Genomic DNA, 14,533 nt, shown 5'->3' with positions numbered 1-14,533 from the left:
TGAAATTTTTCACTACATTCCAAATATGCTGTTGAATTCAATGAGCTTCTCTGATATGAATTCTGGAGGGATAGGAAAGATGTACCCCAGCAGAAGGAAGAGTGTGAGGCTGATCACCGCTGCAAGAAGAAGCCTTCTATCTTCATAAACAGGATAGAGTCTGGTGATCAGAAGACCCACACCAAGGAATCCAAGTATTATGAGGAGCGCATAGTGCCTCTTGGGGTTCTCCACCCTGATGTTTCTCTGGTAGGGCTTCATTCCTTCAAGTTTACACTCCACTATCAGCCTCTCCCTCGTTGATCCCAGGGGGTGGCATGTGATGAGAAATAGCCTTGCCCCCTGATTCACAGAGATCTGGTAGGATGCGGGCACGATGAATGATCGATTAACCCTGTAGCTGGCAAGACCAAACCCTGGCCAGTTGAGGAGAACATCATCCCCTGGCTTAACCTTATCGAGGTTCAGGAAGGGTGAGCCGTATAGTGTCCTGTGCCCGAAGAGTATGACGGTTCTGTTACCCGGGGGATAGGACATGGGTTCATGGTAGACCCCGTAGAAAACAGATCTGTTGTTGATGGTCTCCTGCAGGTTAATGGATGGTATCTCAATGACAGGTGCCCTGATGTCAGGGTTCTGGACCACTACCTGTGAGGAGTAGAAACTCACCTCTAGAAGGGCGTAGAGTGACAATATGAACATACCTGCAATTATCAGAAAAGTTGCCAGCCTCATGAATGTCCCCATAAAAAATTAAGGTGGGATGATTAACTCATGATCCTTGTGTAGGCAACTGCGGCTGCAGTCACAAGTACACCTATCACCAGTGGGCCGTAGGGGGCACCTGTCTTCGCACCGGGGACAGATGATGAACCAGTTGTACCCTGGAGGGTGCTTAGTGGATAATACCCTCCGCCACCGGTTGAACCGTTACCCCCGCTTACCTTTGCGGGCCATTCGTAGGTGTACACGAACCTCTGTGAGGTCTTGGGGTCCATTGTGACATCCCATGCAGCAACCTGTGTGCTCACAAAGAGGTCATCATCCACAAATGCCTTTGGTGAACTGTACACCAGCTTTGAATTTGCAGGGGCAATGGGGGCCCTCACGATACCTGAAACCCTCTCCTCATCGATGTTGATCAGAGTGAATCCAAAGGTCCCCTTCCAGTATTTGAGGTCCAGTGATGGGTTTAGGACCTCTATCTCATTGGGCATGAACCATGAGGACATGAGGCCCGGTTCATTTATAAGTGGCCAGTAGTTGCTGTTGTCTGAATCAACATTAACGATGTAAGTGGGTATCTCACCCATATCCCCTGTGGCCCTAAGACCAAAGGAAACTGTTTTTGTCTCCCCAGGGTTCACCTTCCATCCGTAGTCGCCTAGTTCAGGTGTCCTTGACTTGACCATTTTAACCGCCGCTGGATCCGTCCACTGGATGAGCCATTTAATCGTGTTGTTCTCTGAAAGGCTTCCCTGGTATACTTGCCCTATTTTGAAGTACTGGACGTTGTTGTCATTGTTCTTTATCTTCACGGTTATAACAGCGGTCAGGTCCTTCAACCTGAAACTGGTTGCAGATGGTTTCTCAGAAACCCATGTCTCCTTGGCGGCTGACCCTGTATCAGAGACTCCCAGAATGGAAAGCATGAACACAGCAGCTATAGTAACATACACCCATTTCATAAACATCCCCACCTAGAATATTAAATAAAAATTTAATAAAATTTTCGGCTTAATCAGCCGTATATACTCTGCAGCTCCCTTATCATCCAGTCAGGGGCGTTCTGTGTTGGCACAGTCAGAACGATGCTGTTCATGTTCTGTATCAGGAAGAGGACATCCTCCCTTGGGACCTCAAGTATTATGAGGTAGTTTGTATCAAGCTCTCCCAGATTTGATGACCTCTCATAGTCGGATAATCTTATACCATAGTTCTGTAGTATCGCATTGATCTCGGCTTCATTCAGACCACCTGCTGCAGCTGCCCTGAGGAGCTGCTCCACATCTGTTGATGATGTCCTCTCATTTTCGCTCTGTGAGGTTATGGTGTTGAGTGTTAACCGCTGGCTATTGAGTATGCGGGCGTCCACTGTACCGCTGTCCTTGGATCTGAGAATCGCAAGCACAGTCGCCCCGCTTATCCTTGGTGTTGATGCTGCAGTTGATGTATTGTTTCCGGTGGCGTTCTGGTTGAGGTAGACGTCGACCATGTTACCCACACTTATAAGGCCTCCTGCCGCCTGCAGTCTCGTGATCATTATTGGCACGGCAACGGTATCAGGGGTTTGAATCTGTGTATTTGCAAGTACGGTTGCATCGGCCTGGCTCACAAATTTCTTTGCATCATTCACCTTCATTATCACGCGCTTTTCCTGGCCATTATCTGTATAATTAACCATGACCCTGCCGACACGGTCCTTCTTTACATTTATCTGCTGGTTCTGATAGGTACGCCATGATTGTGTTGCGGGACCCACAACGTCAACTGCCAGCGCCTCCTCTGGTGTAACAGCGGCATCTATCTGTGCAAGAATGGCCTGCTTCTGGGGGTCGGTTGCAAGGGGACCCTTGAAGAGTGCGTCAACCTCAGCGATTTTTGTGGCCTTGGCGTTCTGCAGCACCTCCTGGTATGGCTGGTAGACCAGGAAGTAGTAGCCTGCACCAGCGAGAACCATGAGAATAACACCAAACACGAGGGCACCAACGAGGGTTTTCTGATCTTCGTCCGGGATTTTTCGACCTATACCTCCTGATGAACCTCCAGGTCGTTTGGGTGGTGGTGTAAGTCTGGGTTTAGGTTTTTCACCACCTTTAAGAGGTTTTTCAGGGGTTTTCCTGGCCTTTGGCTCTTCAGGGGGTTTCAGCCGGGGCCTGGGTTTTGGCATGGGCCTGGGTTTTTTCTTATCTGAGCCCTCACCGCCACTGAATTTACCCACAAGCCCCTTGAGTCTGTCTCCAATGTTCGAGTCATCTTTTCTGTTGTTTTTCCGGAGATCAGGAGGGTTATTCTTTTTGTCCTTGTCATTACCTTTAATCTTATCAAGCATTCAGATCACGTCTCATTGGTGTTATGGGCAGTGCAATGTATGCCACAGTGGCCATAAAAAGCATGGTAGCTGCGGGACCAGCAGCCATTCCAATTAAACCTGTTACAATTACTGCCATTATGAGTATGAAAGCAGCAGGGGCCATTTTACCCCCCACACGCGGGTATTCGATGCTGCTGACCATGAGGATACTGACAGCGAGCATCATGGCCCCCACAACTTTTTCACTGTAGAATCCTGTGAGATAAAATGATGATGTAACAACCGCCGCCACGGGTATTGGGAGTCCCGTGAAGTTCTTCCCACCCCCTGTGAGAACATTGAACCTTGAAAGTCTCAGTATGCCACATATTACTATTAAGAGACCTACTAATATATTAATATATCGAAAATCGGCACTTGTTAGGTAGATAAGGATGGCTGGAGCAACACCAAATGAGATTACATCTGAAAGGGAGTCCATGTTTTTACCAAATCCATGAATATCAACTCTACCAGTGCGGCGTGCAACCCACCCATCAACTGAATCGAAGATGACAGCCAGAAGCATCAGAACAGAGGCAGCACTAAAAGCCCCTTGAATGGACATTAAAATGGAAAAATAGCCTGAAGAGGCATTTAAAATCGATAAGAGATCAGGTAATGATATGAAGGATGTTATTTTTTTGTCATTCATCAGCGCCACCTGCAGATTTATGAGTATATGTGTCTGACTAATTAATTTTTGCGGTCTGATTTAGGCTTTATGAACCTTGCGACCACGGTCTCCCCGGCAACAGGTCTTGAACCTGTCTTCACAAGCACCTCACAGTTTTCTGGCAGTATGAGGTCGACCCTTGAGCCGAACCTTATCATACCTATACGGCTCCCCCTATCAACATGGTCTCCCTCATTGACGTACTGAACTATCCTCCTTGCAATGAACCCTGCTATCTGCACCACACCAACATTTCCATGCTCTGTTTCTATCACAATGAGGTTCCTTTCATTTTCCGTCAGGACACGTGAACGTGCAATACGAAATTTGCCGTCAAGGTGCTCTGTGTATATCACCCTTCCTGATACAGGGGCCCGGTTAACATGAACATCAAATGGTGACATGAAGGTGCTTATGAGAATACCCTCACCATCGGGGAATATCCTGTCAATGAGGGGATAATCGAGCCCCACCCTTTTTATACGGTCTATACTGCCGGATAAACGCCTTCCATCCGCTGGGGCAACTATCAGGTTGTCATCAGGGGGGATATTCCGTTCGGGGTCCCTGAAGAACTGCATCATGAATGCTATGAGGGTGAACATGAGTATACTGACCGCGTGGTAGCCAAGGAGAAACGGGATGGTGGCCACACTCATGAGGAAACTGGCCCTTTTTGCAACGCCCTTCACAAACACACAGTTCACCTGGTCTAATGTTTTAGAGGCACATGAAGACCCTTTTCAGATTAACACCCTGTTTTTCACTTATCATCAGCATTAATGAAGCACCGGGACTGCGGTACCGGGAAATCAGCACCTACACTGGATGTTGAATAATTATAGTGAAACATATATATAGTCATGTGCTGAAGATTAAATGTAATCTGTGGTTGATATGCATGTGTTTTCCTCTGGAGCAGGGGAACTTTCTTTTAAGTTCCTTTTAGAGTAGATGTGATGGTGATGATAGAGAGTAAGATAAAGGTTCTCAGAAAGGCAGCACAGGTTTCAACAGCCCAGAGTTCAGACAGGCTGTGGTGTGTGATTGTAGGTAATGAGGAAATGGTCAACTCTGTGGCATACGAGGCAATCACATCCAGGGATCTTGTAAAGATACTCTTCAGGGAACACGTTACCATCAGGGATTCCTTTTTAAGAAAACGCTTTGATTTAATAATGCTTTATGGCGAAAGCAATAAGATAAGAGATCTTTCACTTATCTGCAAGGAGAAGGGAGGGGCCTATATAAAGATAGCCCCATATTACGTTGAGAAAGAACCCAACCTTGTGCTTCTGGTGGCCCCTGAGAACTATATGAAAAGGTTTGCAGGGGAGGCTGAAAAGAATAAAATAGGCTTTTCCTTCATCCTCGAGGACAGAACGAGCGGGTTTATAGAGACAGACGTCTACCTTACAGAGAGGCTCCCGGGGTTTATAAGAAGTATAATCGACCCCCTCTTCAAGGTTACAGACGTTGTCCTGGTGACACTGTTGATATCTGTTCATGAATTAGGGGATGTTGAGAGGATAAATGAGATAGCATCCCGCAACAACATATTTGCAGTTGACTTTAGAGACATATTTGAGGAGGAGTAGCATGTTTTCATTTGGAAAGAAGAAATCTGAAGAGAAACCAGAAAGGAAGAGTGCAATCACCAATACACTCGGAATAGACCTGGGTACCCTCAACACTGTGGTTGCCAAACCAGCAGGGGATAAATTTGATATCTACAAGATTCCCTCTGTGGTGGCTGTCAAAAAGGAGGACCCATCATATGTCCTGGCAGTGGGTGAAGAGGCAAAGATGATGCTTGGAAGAACTCCTGAGGACATAATTGCTGTAAGGCCGCTGAGGAAGGGTGTTATTGAGAGCGTTGCACAGGCAGAGGCTCTCCTTGTATATGCGGTGGAGATGGGGGCCGGAGATTCTGAGTCCATTGACAGGATAGTTATAGGAATACCAGGGGATGCCTCAGAGGTTGAAAAAAACGCCGTTGAGGAGATAGGAAGAAAGACCGGGGCAAATTATGTCCTGGTTATAAGTGAGGGTCTTGCAGCTGCAATAGGGGCCGGACTGCCAATAGCAGAGGCATCAGGGACCATGGTTGTTGACATAGGAGCCGGTTCAAGTGACATTGTCGTGATATCCCTTGGGGGCATAACCGACATTGAGACAATCAGGGTCGGCGGGGATGATATTGACAACAACCTTGTTGAACTTGTGAAGGAGAAGTACAATGTTGAGATAGGCATCCATGAGGCAGAGAAGGCAAAGATAGAGGTTGGAATGGTCAGGTGTGATGAGGATCTTGAAAACATCAAAACAGTGGTTATAGGTAAATGCATGGAGACAAACAAACCTAAAAAGGTTGAAATTGACTCTGAAATGGTTGCAAAGGCTGCTGAGCCCGTTGTAAAGGGCATAGTGGATTCCATAGCAGCAGTACTTGAAAGACTCTCACCTGAACTCATCTCAGGGGTTTACAACAAAACCGTTGTTGTGGGTGGAACCTCACAGCTCAGGGGCCTCAGGGAGAGGATACTGGACGAGGTGGGCATTCCTGCCGAGATATCAGATGACCCCATGACAGTGGTTGCCAAGGGAGCCGCAATAGTTGCTGCAGAGCCAAGGGCACTTGAACCTGAGGTAAGGCTCAAGGCAATGAAATAATTAATTTATTTTTTCTGATCTGATGAAGGTTCTTGGAATTGATGAGGCGGGAAGGGGTCCCGTAATAGGCCCCCTTGTCGTTGCGGGTGTCATGGTACCTGAGAGGAAGTTCTCGATCCTCCGGAAGATGGGTATAAGGGACTCAAAGAAGCTCACACCTGAGAGAAGAAAATTTCTCGCCCGTAAGATAAGAAGGATTTCAAGGGTGTTCACGGTTAAGATATCTGCATCGGATATTGACAGCATGCGTGAGAAGGGCTTCAACCTCAATGAGATAGAAAAGATAGCAATAAAGAGGATAATAGCTGAGGCACAGCCGGATTCGGTCATCATAGATTCGGTGGATGTAAAACCAGAGAGGCTGGCGGAGGAGATAAGGTCCCACTTTGGGGACATAGAGGTGAAGGCCGAGCACGGTGCAGATGCAAGGTATTACCCCGTTGCAGCGGCCTCCATAATAGCCAAGGTTGAAAGGGACCTTGAAATAGAGAGGATACAGAAGAGGAACAGGAAACTGGGGGATATGGGTTCCGGTTATCCCAGTGACCCACGCACCAGGGCTTTCCTGGAGTCCTTGAGCTACGATGAACTCCCGGACTTTGTGAGGAAGTCATGGGCCACCGTCCAGAAGAGGAAGAAAAATTGATTTAATTTATAGGTCTGACCACTATTTTTAAATATATCCTCTCCGGTAAATACCCATCAGGTGAGGCAGAAAAAATGTTTCTAGAACCAGTTTTCAACTTCTTTGGCACGGTACTTGAAATGTTCCGCAGCGGCGGTGTAATAACCTACATAATAGCAATCACAGGCATCTATGGTTTTATCACGTCCATTGAGAAAATACACTATCTCAGGAAGATTTCACGTGTTAGCACACCCCAGATAATAGGTAAGGTCAATGAATCCATGGAGAAGGGCGGAGCACTTGAAGCACTCAGGGAGATAGGACAGTACCAGAACCCGGTATCAAAGATAATATCAGAGGCCCTCAAGATAGGATACAGGAACCGTTCAGAGGTTGAGGATGCAATGGAGCGTGTTTTTATTGTTGAGATGAGCAACATGACAAAGGGTCTGGGGACGCTCAGGACAATAATAGAGGTTGCCCCAATGCTGGGTCTTATAGGGACAGTCATAGGGATATGGTACACATTCAGGGCCCTCGGTGTTAACGCTGACCCCGCTGCAATGGCTGAGGGAATCTATGTTGCACTTATAACCACAATACTTGGACTGGCAGTTGCAATAATCCTCATGCCCCTTTACTCCTACATAACAGGCAGGATTGACGATGAGATAGACAAGATTGAACTCATAAAGAAGATGACAAACTGGGGATATGCCATTATGAGGATAAGGGTTGATGGAAACGTTGATGATGTGGTCGGGGCCCTCATGGAATCGGATGGCGTTGTAAGCGTGAGGACGGTTGATGACCCTGAGGCAAACCTTGTGGTGGCATTCAAGCCCAGCATGCTTGAGAAGAGCATAAACAACATAATACTTGAAAGGTGCGGTAAGAGCGCAGAGATCATTGAGAGTAAGCTGCGGCAGTGATAAAATGGTCCTGGATACAGAGAGGTACAGAAACAAGATCCATGGAAGGCCAAGGTTCAACATGGTCCCCTTCATTGATATACTCTTCACAATACTGATATTCCTTGTGGTAACAACCACCTTTTCAGGGGGGGCAGGTGAGGCCTCAGGAAAGCCCCAGATAAGTGAAAACACCGGCCCATCAGAGTACTACCTGATACCTGTTGCAGGTCTCAGAAGGGTAACGGTTAACGGGATTGACATGTCCAGCCACATAAGGAACAGTGCAGTGGCTGTCCACACCAGGGTTATAGATGAGGGTGAAATAATAATAAGGCCCAGGGAGGGGGCCATAATCATAACAGCACCACCGGATCTTCCGGTTGACAGGGCGGTTAAAACACCATCATAATTAATTGGCAGGTGATATTATGTATCTTGGAAGAATACTGGCAGTTGGAAGAAACAGCAGCGGATCCTTCGTGGCGTACAGGGTCTCCAGCAGATCCTTCCCAAACAGGACGGCAAGGCTCCTGGATGAGAGGGTGGCAATTGTACCTGTGGAGGGCTGTGAGGGTGATGTCTTCAAAAACCCCTACATAGCATACAACTGCATAAGGATAGTTGATGGGACCGCGGTTGTATCCAACGGTTCCCATACCGATACAATTGCAGATAAGATATCCCTCGGGATGAACCTGAAGGATGCCCTGGGCTTCTCGCTCCTTACAATGGATTATGAGAAGGATGAACTCAACACCCCCAGAATCGCAGCAGCAATCAACGACTCGGATGCATTCATAGGGATAGTTACAGAGGATGGGATAAAGGTCAGAAGGGTCCCTGAGGGCGTTTCAATGTACATATCAACCTATGAACAGACAGAACCCGCAGAGACCCTATTTGAAGCTGGAAATGCAGAGGAGGCGGCAGAGTTCATAATAGGTGGCGGAGATTTTGCAGCATTCACACACCCCGTCACCTCTGCAGCTGCATTCAACCAAGGAGACGGCTGGAAGCTGGCCACAGTAGAAAAATGAATCCCGGTGCTTAAATGGAGATAACCCTAAGTGGAGTGGAGGGCCTCCCCCTTGTTTCTGAGGGGGATGACATAGCCGCCCTCATAGTGGACGCCATGGGGTCCTCGGACATGGAACTCCTTGATGGTGACATAGTTGTGATAGCCGAAACGCTGGTGGCCAAGGCAGAGGGCAGCACGGTTGACCTTGGGATGATCGAACCATCAAGGGAGGCACTTCAGATTGCCTCAAGGACAGGTAAGGACCCCAGGCTCGTTGAGGCAATACTTGAAGAGTCCAGTGAGATAATAAAGGTTGGTCATGACTTCATAGTATCTGAAACCCAGCACGGGTTTGTATGTGCCAATGCGGGTATTGACGAGTCAAATGTTGAGGATGGACTGGCAACTCCACTCCCCGAGGACCCTGACGGAAGCGCCAGGAGGATACTTGAGGGTCTTCAGGAACTCACAGGGAGGGAACTGGCTGTCATAATCTCCGATACACAGGGAAGGCCCTTCAGGGAGGGGGCTGTTGGTGTTGCTGTTGGTGTTGCAGGAATCTCTCCAATCTGGGATCGGAAGGGTGAACTGGACCTTTATGGCAGGAGCCTCCAGACAACCAGGGTGGCGGTTGCAGATGAGCTGGCAGCCGCGGCCTCACTTGTGATGGGACAGGCAGCTGAAGGCGTACCCGCCGTCATAATAAGGGGTTACCCATGGGGGCACCTCCGCGCAACTGGAAGCGCAAGGGAACTTTTGAGGCCCCGGGAACTCGACGTCTTCAGGGATTAGGTGGTTCAATGATAACAGTCCTCTCGGGGGGTACAGGCACACCGAAACTCCTGCAGGGCATTGTGAGGGTTGTGGACCCCTCTGAGGTTACAGTTATCGTTAACACGGTTGAGAACGATTATTTCTCCGGAGTCTACGTCGCACCAGACATTGATACCGTTATCTACACCCTTGCGGGGATAATAAACGAGGAGACCTGGTACGGGGTCCGGGACGACACATTCATAACCCATGATAGGCTTGCTGAACTTGGATGCCCCGAGCTCCTGAGGATAGGAGACCTTGACCGGGCATTCAAGATACAGAAAACCCTTCTTTTAAGGGAGATGCCACTCCACAGGGTGGTGGAACACCAGTGCAGGGCCCTTGGCGTGGAATCAGGGGTTATCCCCATGAGCAACCAGGAATCAGATATCAGGATACTTACAGATGAGGGTGAGATGGGGTTCCACGAGTTCCTTGTGGAGAGGAGGTCAGAGCCTGAGGTCCTGGATGTTCGATTCAGCAGGGTTAAACCGGCACCAGGTGTTCTGGATGCGATCGAATCTGCTGAAAGGGTCATAGTGGGACCATCCAACCCCGTCACATCCATAGGACCCATTATCAGAACAGAGGGTGTGAGGAATGCCCTCCGGGGTGCAGAGGTATATGCAGTATCCCCGTTTATAGGTAGGAGGCCATTCAGTGGGCCCGCAGGGAAATTCATGGAAACTAAAGGCTATGAGGCCTCAAGTCTCGGCCTTGCAGAGATGTACAGTGATTTTCTTGATATGCTGGTGATTGATGAGGCCGACTCAAACCTCAAGATGGAAATAGAAAAACTAATAAAAGAGGTAACGATAACAAACACCATCATGGAAAACACAGGGGATAAAATAATGTTGGCCAGAATACTTTTGGGTGAAATATTATGATACAGATGACCTTAATTCAGATAGACAATTATGGGCCATGGACAGTTACGCCGGCCCCACGTAATGAGGCTGATCTTCAGATACTCCAGGCGGAACTTTACGCTGACCTCCAGCGCCAGTTTGCTGCCAGTCAGGGACTTGTTTTCTTCACAAGATTCGATAACATGCTCGCCATCACCAATGGTATAGGGGTGGAGGACCACAGAAGGATACAGAAATCCATAGGTAACCGTTACCCCATAACGGTGAGTATGGGTGTGGGGGCCGCTGAAACCCCATATGATGCCCAGAGAAACGCTTCAAGGGCTCTTCAGAGTCATGGGGGAGCCCAATCAGAGGATAGGAAGGAGGTCCTTGCCATAGATGGTCTTGTGGAGGAGGGTCATGTGCAGATTGCACATATTGATATAAATGGCATCACAGAGACCATGACCGACATTGTGCCGGCCTATGACACATCATTCATTGTGAACAGGGTCCAGCACTTTCTGATGAAGAAGCTCATAAAGGAGGGCGCCCTTCTATTCTTCATAGGTGGGGATAACTTCATGTCCCCCTGCAATGGCCTTGAACCACAGGGCCTGCTTCGCATACTGAATGAGATAGATGACGAGATAAACGTCGCACTCAAGGCAGGTATCGGGAAGGCACCAACCGCTGAGAAGGCCGCTAATCTGGCAGACCTGGCCCTTGAGGAGATAAGGGGCGGCTTCACATATGACCTGGTTCATGTGATGAAGGAATAGCTAGATGAGGTCCTGTATCATCAAATGTTCCGAACCCAAAACTTATGGTTGCTGATAGCATAATTGTCCTGGCCCCAATGGCAGGTATAACCGATGCAGAATTCTGCATGAAACTTATCCCCTATGGTTTCGATGCTGTCACACTGGGTGGCTACAATGCAGATGAGGAAACATCCCGGGCTGGAAGGCTAATAGCCCAGAGGGGCAGACCTGAATTTGATTTTGATTGCTCTGAACTTAAATCAATAGTAGAATCTGAGGCATCACTGATAAAGGACAGTTTTGAGGTGCTGGTCTCTGTGAACCTCAGGGCCCTTGACCCTGAACCCATCATGGAGATATCGTCCATTGGGGAAGTGGATATTGTTGAGATAAATGCACACTGCAGACAGCCAGAGATAACCTCGCTGGGCGCCGGTCAGGCCATGCTACATGACCCTGAATTCCTTGAGGACTTCACATCCGAGGTTGTGAGGGGGGCCCATGCAGAGGTCTCCGTTAAGGTAAGGGGAAATGTACCTGGAGTTGCCACGGCTGACATTGCGGAGATGCTTGATGACCTTGGGGTAAGCTACATTCACCTGGACGCCATGAAGCCAGGTGAGGATAGGGCCGACCTTGAACTTGTGAGTGAAGTTTCACAGAACTTAAGGAATGCGGTCCTCATAGGTAACAATTCGGTGAGAGACCCTGAATCCGCCGCTGCAATGCTTGCTGCAGGTGCAGATGCGGTATCCGTGGCAAGGGCCGCAATATCTGGAAGGATGGACTTCAATCTCAGGGAAATCAGATTTAATCTGGACTAAAAATTTAGAAAATTTTAATAGTCCCTTTATCAAAAGAATAATACAGATTCATCTTTCACCGGTAACGTTAATTTTAGCAACTGAGGGTGAGCACATGTCTTTCATAAAGCTGGAAAATGTCACAAAGAAGTTTAAGGGTGTTGAGGTTCTAAAAAACATCAGCATTGAAATCGATGAGGGCAAGGTCCTTGGTATACTGGGAAGAAGCGGGGCAGGAAAATCTGTTCTCATAAACATGCTGAGGGGTATGAAGGAATACAGGCCCGACAGCGGACGCGTCATCTACAACGTGGCAATCTGCCCTGAATGCCTCAGGGTTGAACCCCCCTCCTTTGAGGGTAAGGTATGTGGATGTGGCTCAGAATTTTCAGTCCGGGAGGTGGACTTCTGGAACTGTGACAAGAAGACCTTCGCCGCCGTCAGGAGAAGAATAGCCATAATGCTCCAGAGGACATTCGCCCTCTATGAGGACGACACGGTAATTGATAACGTCATAAAGTCCATGCCTGATGTTGAATATGAAACAGCCCTCTACCATGCCCTTGACCTCCTTGAAATGGTTCAGATGAGCCACAGGATAACCCATATTGCAAGGGATCTCAGTGGTGGTGAAAAGCAGAGGGTTGTCCTTGCAAGGCAGCTGGCCAAGGAGCCAATGGTTTTCCTGGCTGATGAGCCAACCGGTACCCTGGACCCCCAGACAGCGGAGCTCATACACGACGCCCTCCTTGAGGGTGTCAAGGATAAGGGAATAACCATGATCATAACCTCCCACTGGCCCGAGGTCATGAGGGACCTCTCTGATTATGCCATATGGATTGAGAGGGGTGAGATAATTGAGGAGGGAGACCCTGATGACGTGGTTGCCAGGTTCATGGAACAGGTTCCCGCACCTGAAAAGGTGAAGGAGTTTGAAAGGGAAACCCCCATCATAAAGATGGTTGATGTTAAGAAGCACTACTACTCCATTGACCGGGGTGTTGTAAAGGCGGTTGACGGCGTTGATCTCACGGTCTATGAGGGCGAGATCTTTGGTGTTGTGGGACTCAGCGGGGCCGGTAAGACGACGCTCTCAAGGATAATAATCGGAATAACCGAGCCAAGCAGTGGAAAGGTCTGCGTGAGGCTGGGTGATGAATGGATAGACATGACCGAGAAGGGACCCCTTGGCCGTGGCCGTGTAACACCCTACATTGGGATACTACACCAGGAGTACAGCCTGTACCCCCACAGGGATGTGCTGGGTAACCTCACAGAGGCCATCAGCCTTGAGCTCCCTGCAGAATTTGCCAGGATGAAGGCAATCTATGTCCTCAGGGCCGTAGGCTTTGATGAGGAGTACGCAGAAAACCTCCTTGACAAGTACCCAGATGAGCTCTCCGGTGGTGAGAGACACAGGGTTGCCCTTGCCCAGGTCCTCATCAGGGAGCCCAGGATAATAATACTTGATGAGCCCACAGGTACCATGGACCCCATAACGAGGGTGCAGGTTACAGATTCAATCCTGAAGGCCAGGGAGGAACTGAATCAGACCTTCCTGATAATTTCACATGACATGGACTTCGTGCTTGATGTCTGTGACAGGGCATCCCTCATGAGGGGAGGCAGAATCCTCAAGACAGGTGAACCTGAGTCAATCGTCGGTGACCTCACACCCGATGAGAAAAAGGGGATGCTCAGGGAATAAACCCCCCTTTAATTGGGGAACCACAATTTATTTATCAAAAAGCTGTTAAAGGCATTAATTGGCATGTTTCAACCCATGTAATGAATTATTATTAACAGAATAAATATAATTAATAAAGGAGGACTGTATTTGGTATGGAGCGACGCACCATCCCATGTCTGCAGGGGTGGTGATAAAAGGGCGCTTACATTCTGCTGCCCACCGGTGAAGCCCTGCCCGATAATGATAGCACTCGAGGAGGCAGGACTGACACCACAGGATTACATTGAAATTAAGGAGTCATTCGCAAGGAATACCAGGCTCGGCGAGGGCCAGGGGACATGCTTCGGTTCACTTGTCTGGTGCTGCAAGCCCTCAAAGCCCTGTCCACTCAGGGACATGGCCATGAAGAGGATCAACATGACAACCGAGGAGTACATGGAACTCAAAAAGAAGCTCTCAGAGAAACTTGTGGGAACCTCTGAGCCTGACACCGAGAGCGTGAAGGCCCTGGCAGACGCCTTTGAGGTATCCCTTGAGGAGGCCAGGGAGGCCCTTGCAGAGGCAGATAATGACCTCAGAACAGCCATGAAGATACTCAGAATGAAATCCCTCTGATGGATGGTA

Annotated in this window: 17 protein-coding genes; 12 read left to right on the top strand and 5 right to left on the bottom strand. The window is 48.6% G+C overall.

The window, feature by feature from the left end:
• Positions 1-12 precede the first annotated feature (12 nt).
• Genes ACPLJI_RS01955 through ACPLJI_RS01935 form a run of 5 tightly spaced genes read right to left on the bottom strand, consistent with a single transcriptional unit; the run spans position 13 to position 4,447 of the window.
• Positions 13-735, bottom strand: a complete 723-nt coding sequence (locus tag ACPLJI_RS01955; protein WP_424730859.1) for a class E sortase — start codon at positions 733-735, stop codon at positions 13-15.
• A gap of 32 nt (positions 736-767) precedes the next feature.
• Positions 768-1,688 carry a hypothetical protein gene (locus ACPLJI_RS01950; protein WP_424741098.1) on the bottom strand — a complete coding sequence of 307 codons (921 nt, stop codon included), beginning with the start codon at positions 1,686-1,688 and terminating at the stop codon, positions 768-770.
• Between the two features lie 53 nt (positions 1,689-1,741).
• Positions 1,742-3,052 carry a DUF515 domain-containing protein gene (locus ACPLJI_RS01945; protein WP_424730227.1) on the bottom strand — a complete coding sequence of 437 codons (1,311 nt, stop codon included), beginning with the start codon at positions 3,050-3,052 and terminating at the stop codon, positions 1,742-1,744.
• Positions 3,045-3,728, bottom strand: a complete 684-nt coding sequence (locus tag ACPLJI_RS01940; protein WP_424730226.1) for an archaetidylserine synthase — start codon at positions 3,726-3,728, stop codon at positions 3,045-3,047. The genes ACPLJI_RS01945 and ACPLJI_RS01940 overlap by 8 nt, the downstream gene beginning before the upstream one ends.
• A 41-nt stretch (positions 3,729-3,769) precedes the next feature.
• Positions 3,770-4,447 carry an archaetidylserine decarboxylase gene (locus ACPLJI_RS01935; RefSeq protein WP_424730225.1) on the bottom strand — a complete coding sequence of 226 codons (678 nt, stop codon included), beginning with the start codon at positions 4,445-4,447 and terminating at the stop codon, positions 3,770-3,772.
• 267 nt (positions 4,448-4,714) lie between these two features.
• Here ACPLJI_RS01935 and ACPLJI_RS01930 point away from each other — a divergent pair, with 267 nt between their 5' ends.
• The 12 genes from ACPLJI_RS01930 to ACPLJI_RS01875 all read left to right on the top strand — a co-directional run bounded on the left by ACPLJI_RS01930 (position 4,715) and on the right by ACPLJI_RS01875 (position 14,524).
• Entirely contained in the window at positions 4,715-5,347 is a 633-nt protein-coding gene (locus ACPLJI_RS01930; RefSeq protein WP_424741097.1) for a hypothetical protein, read from the top strand.
• A 1-nt stretch (position 5,348) separates the two neighbouring features.
• Positions 5,349-6,422, top strand: a complete 1,074-nt coding sequence (locus tag ACPLJI_RS01925; protein WP_424730223.1) for a rod shape-determining protein — start codon at positions 5,349-5,351, stop codon at positions 6,420-6,422.
• A gap of 22 nt (positions 6,423-6,444) precedes the next feature.
• Positions 6,445-7,068, top strand: a complete 624-nt coding sequence (gene rnhB, locus ACPLJI_RS01920) for a ribonuclease HII (RefSeq protein WP_424730222.1) — start codon at positions 6,445-6,447, stop codon at positions 7,066-7,068.
• 74 nt (positions 7,069-7,142) lie between these two features.
• The gene (locus tag ACPLJI_RS01915) at positions 7,143-7,982 is read left to right on the top strand and encodes a MotA/TolQ/ExbB proton channel family protein (RefSeq protein WP_424730221.1); all 840 of its coding nucleotides are present in this window, start codon (positions 7,143-7,145) and stop codon (positions 7,980-7,982) included.
• A gap of 4 nt (positions 7,983-7,986) precedes the next feature.
• The gene (locus tag ACPLJI_RS01910) at positions 7,987-8,373 is read left to right on the top strand and encodes an ExbD/TolR family protein (RefSeq protein ID WP_424730220.1); all 387 of its coding nucleotides are present in this window, start codon (positions 7,987-7,989) and stop codon (positions 8,371-8,373) included.
• 19 nt (positions 8,374-8,392) lie between these two features.
• Positions 8,393-9,001, top strand: coding sequence for an IMP cyclohydrolase (gene purO, locus ACPLJI_RS01905; RefSeq protein WP_424730219.1), 609 nt, complete (start codon positions 8,393-8,395; stop codon positions 8,999-9,001).
• A 14-nt stretch (positions 9,002-9,015) separates the two neighbouring features.
• Positions 9,016-9,774, top strand: a complete 759-nt coding sequence (locus ACPLJI_RS01900; RefSeq protein ID WP_424730218.1) for a coenzyme F420-0:L-glutamate ligase — start codon at positions 9,016-9,018, stop codon at positions 9,772-9,774.
• 8 nt (positions 9,775-9,782) lie between these two features.
• On the top strand, positions 9,783-10,688 hold the full coding sequence (cofD, locus tag ACPLJI_RS01895; protein WP_424730217.1) for a 2-phospho-L-lactate transferase: 906 nt from the start codon (positions 9,783-9,785) through the stop codon (positions 10,686-10,688).
• Complete coding sequence (locus ACPLJI_RS01890; protein WP_424730216.1) at positions 10,685-11,434, top strand: GTP cyclohydrolase III; 750 nt, start codon at positions 10,685-10,687, stop codon at positions 11,432-11,434. Before cofD ends, ACPLJI_RS01890 begins: the two co-directional genes overlap by 4 nt.
• A 44-nt stretch (positions 11,435-11,478) precedes the next feature.
• Positions 11,479-12,240 carry an MJ0144 family RNA dihydrouridine synthase-like protein gene (locus ACPLJI_RS01885; protein ID WP_424730215.1) on the top strand — a complete coding sequence of 254 codons (762 nt, stop codon included), beginning with the start codon at positions 11,479-11,481 and terminating at the stop codon, positions 12,238-12,240.
• Positions 12,241-12,334: 94 nt separating this feature from the next.
• On the top strand, positions 12,335-13,927 hold the full coding sequence (gene atwA, locus ACPLJI_RS01880) for a methyl coenzyme M reductase system, component A2 (protein WP_424730214.1): 1,593 nt from the start codon (positions 12,335-12,337) through the stop codon (positions 13,925-13,927).
• Between the two features lie 129 nt (positions 13,928-14,056).
• On the top strand, positions 14,057-14,524 hold the full coding sequence (locus tag ACPLJI_RS01875; protein WP_424730213.1) for a methanogenesis marker 9 domain-containing protein: 468 nt from the start codon (positions 14,057-14,059) through the stop codon (positions 14,522-14,524).
• Positions 14,525-14,533: the final 9 nt, after the last annotated feature.

It is taken from the genome of Methanothermobacter sp., from assembly GCF_049720995.1.
In the GTDB taxonomy this organism is placed as follows: Archaea; Methanobacteriota; Methanobacteria; order Methanobacteriales; family Methanothermobacteraceae; genus Methanothermobacter.
This window is presented reverse-complemented; position numbering and strand designations above follow the sequence as displayed.

Coding starts and splice junctions, on each gene's coding strand:
- purO (WP_424730219.1), top strand. CDS start 8,393: ATGTATCTTGGAAGAATACTGGCAGTTGGAAGAAACAGCAGCGGATCC.
- ACPLJI_RS01910 (WP_424730220.1), top strand. CDS start 7,987: ATGGTCCTGGATACAGAGAGGTACAGAAACAAGATCCATGGAAGGCCA.
- ACPLJI_RS01930 (WP_424741097.1), top strand. CDS start 4,715: ATGATAGAGAGTAAGATAAAGGTTCTCAGAAAGGCAGCACAGGTTTCA.
- ACPLJI_RS01915 (WP_424730221.1), top strand. CDS start 7,143: ATGTTTCTAGAACCAGTTTTCAACTTCTTTGGCACGGTACTTGAAATG.
- cofD (WP_424730217.1), top strand. CDS start 9,783: ATGATAACAGTCCTCTCGGGGGGTACAGGCACACCGAAACTCCTGCAG.
- ACPLJI_RS01945 (WP_424730227.1), bottom strand. CDS start 3,052: ATGCTTGATAAGATTAAAGGTAATGACAAGGACAAAAAGAATAACCCT.
- ACPLJI_RS01925 (WP_424730223.1), top strand. CDS start 5,349: ATGTTTTCATTTGGAAAGAAGAAATCTGAAGAGAAACCAGAAAGGAAG.
- ACPLJI_RS01900 (WP_424730218.1), top strand. CDS start 9,016: ATGGAGATAACCCTAAGTGGAGTGGAGGGCCTCCCCCTTGTTTCTGAG.
- atwA (WP_424730214.1), top strand. CDS start 12,335: ATGTCTTTCATAAAGCTGGAAAATGTCACAAAGAAGTTTAAGGGTGTT.
- ACPLJI_RS01955 (WP_424730859.1), bottom strand. CDS start 735: ATGAGGCTGGCAACTTTTCTGATAATTGCAGGTATGTTCATATTGTCA.
- ACPLJI_RS01885 (WP_424730215.1), top strand. CDS start 11,479: ATGGTTGCTGATAGCATAATTGTCCTGGCCCCAATGGCAGGTATAACC.
- ACPLJI_RS01940 (WP_424730226.1), bottom strand. CDS start 3,728: ATGAATGACAAAAAAATAACATCCTTCATATCATTACCTGATCTCTTA.
- ACPLJI_RS01890 (WP_424730216.1), top strand. CDS start 10,685: ATGATACAGATGACCTTAATTCAGATAGACAATTATGGGCCATGGACA.
- ACPLJI_RS01950 (WP_424741098.1), bottom strand. CDS start 1,688: ATGAAATGGGTGTATGTTACTATAGCTGCTGTGTTCATGCTTTCCATT.
- rnhB (WP_424730222.1), top strand. CDS start 6,445: ATGAAGGTTCTTGGAATTGATGAGGCGGGAAGGGGTCCCGTAATAGGC.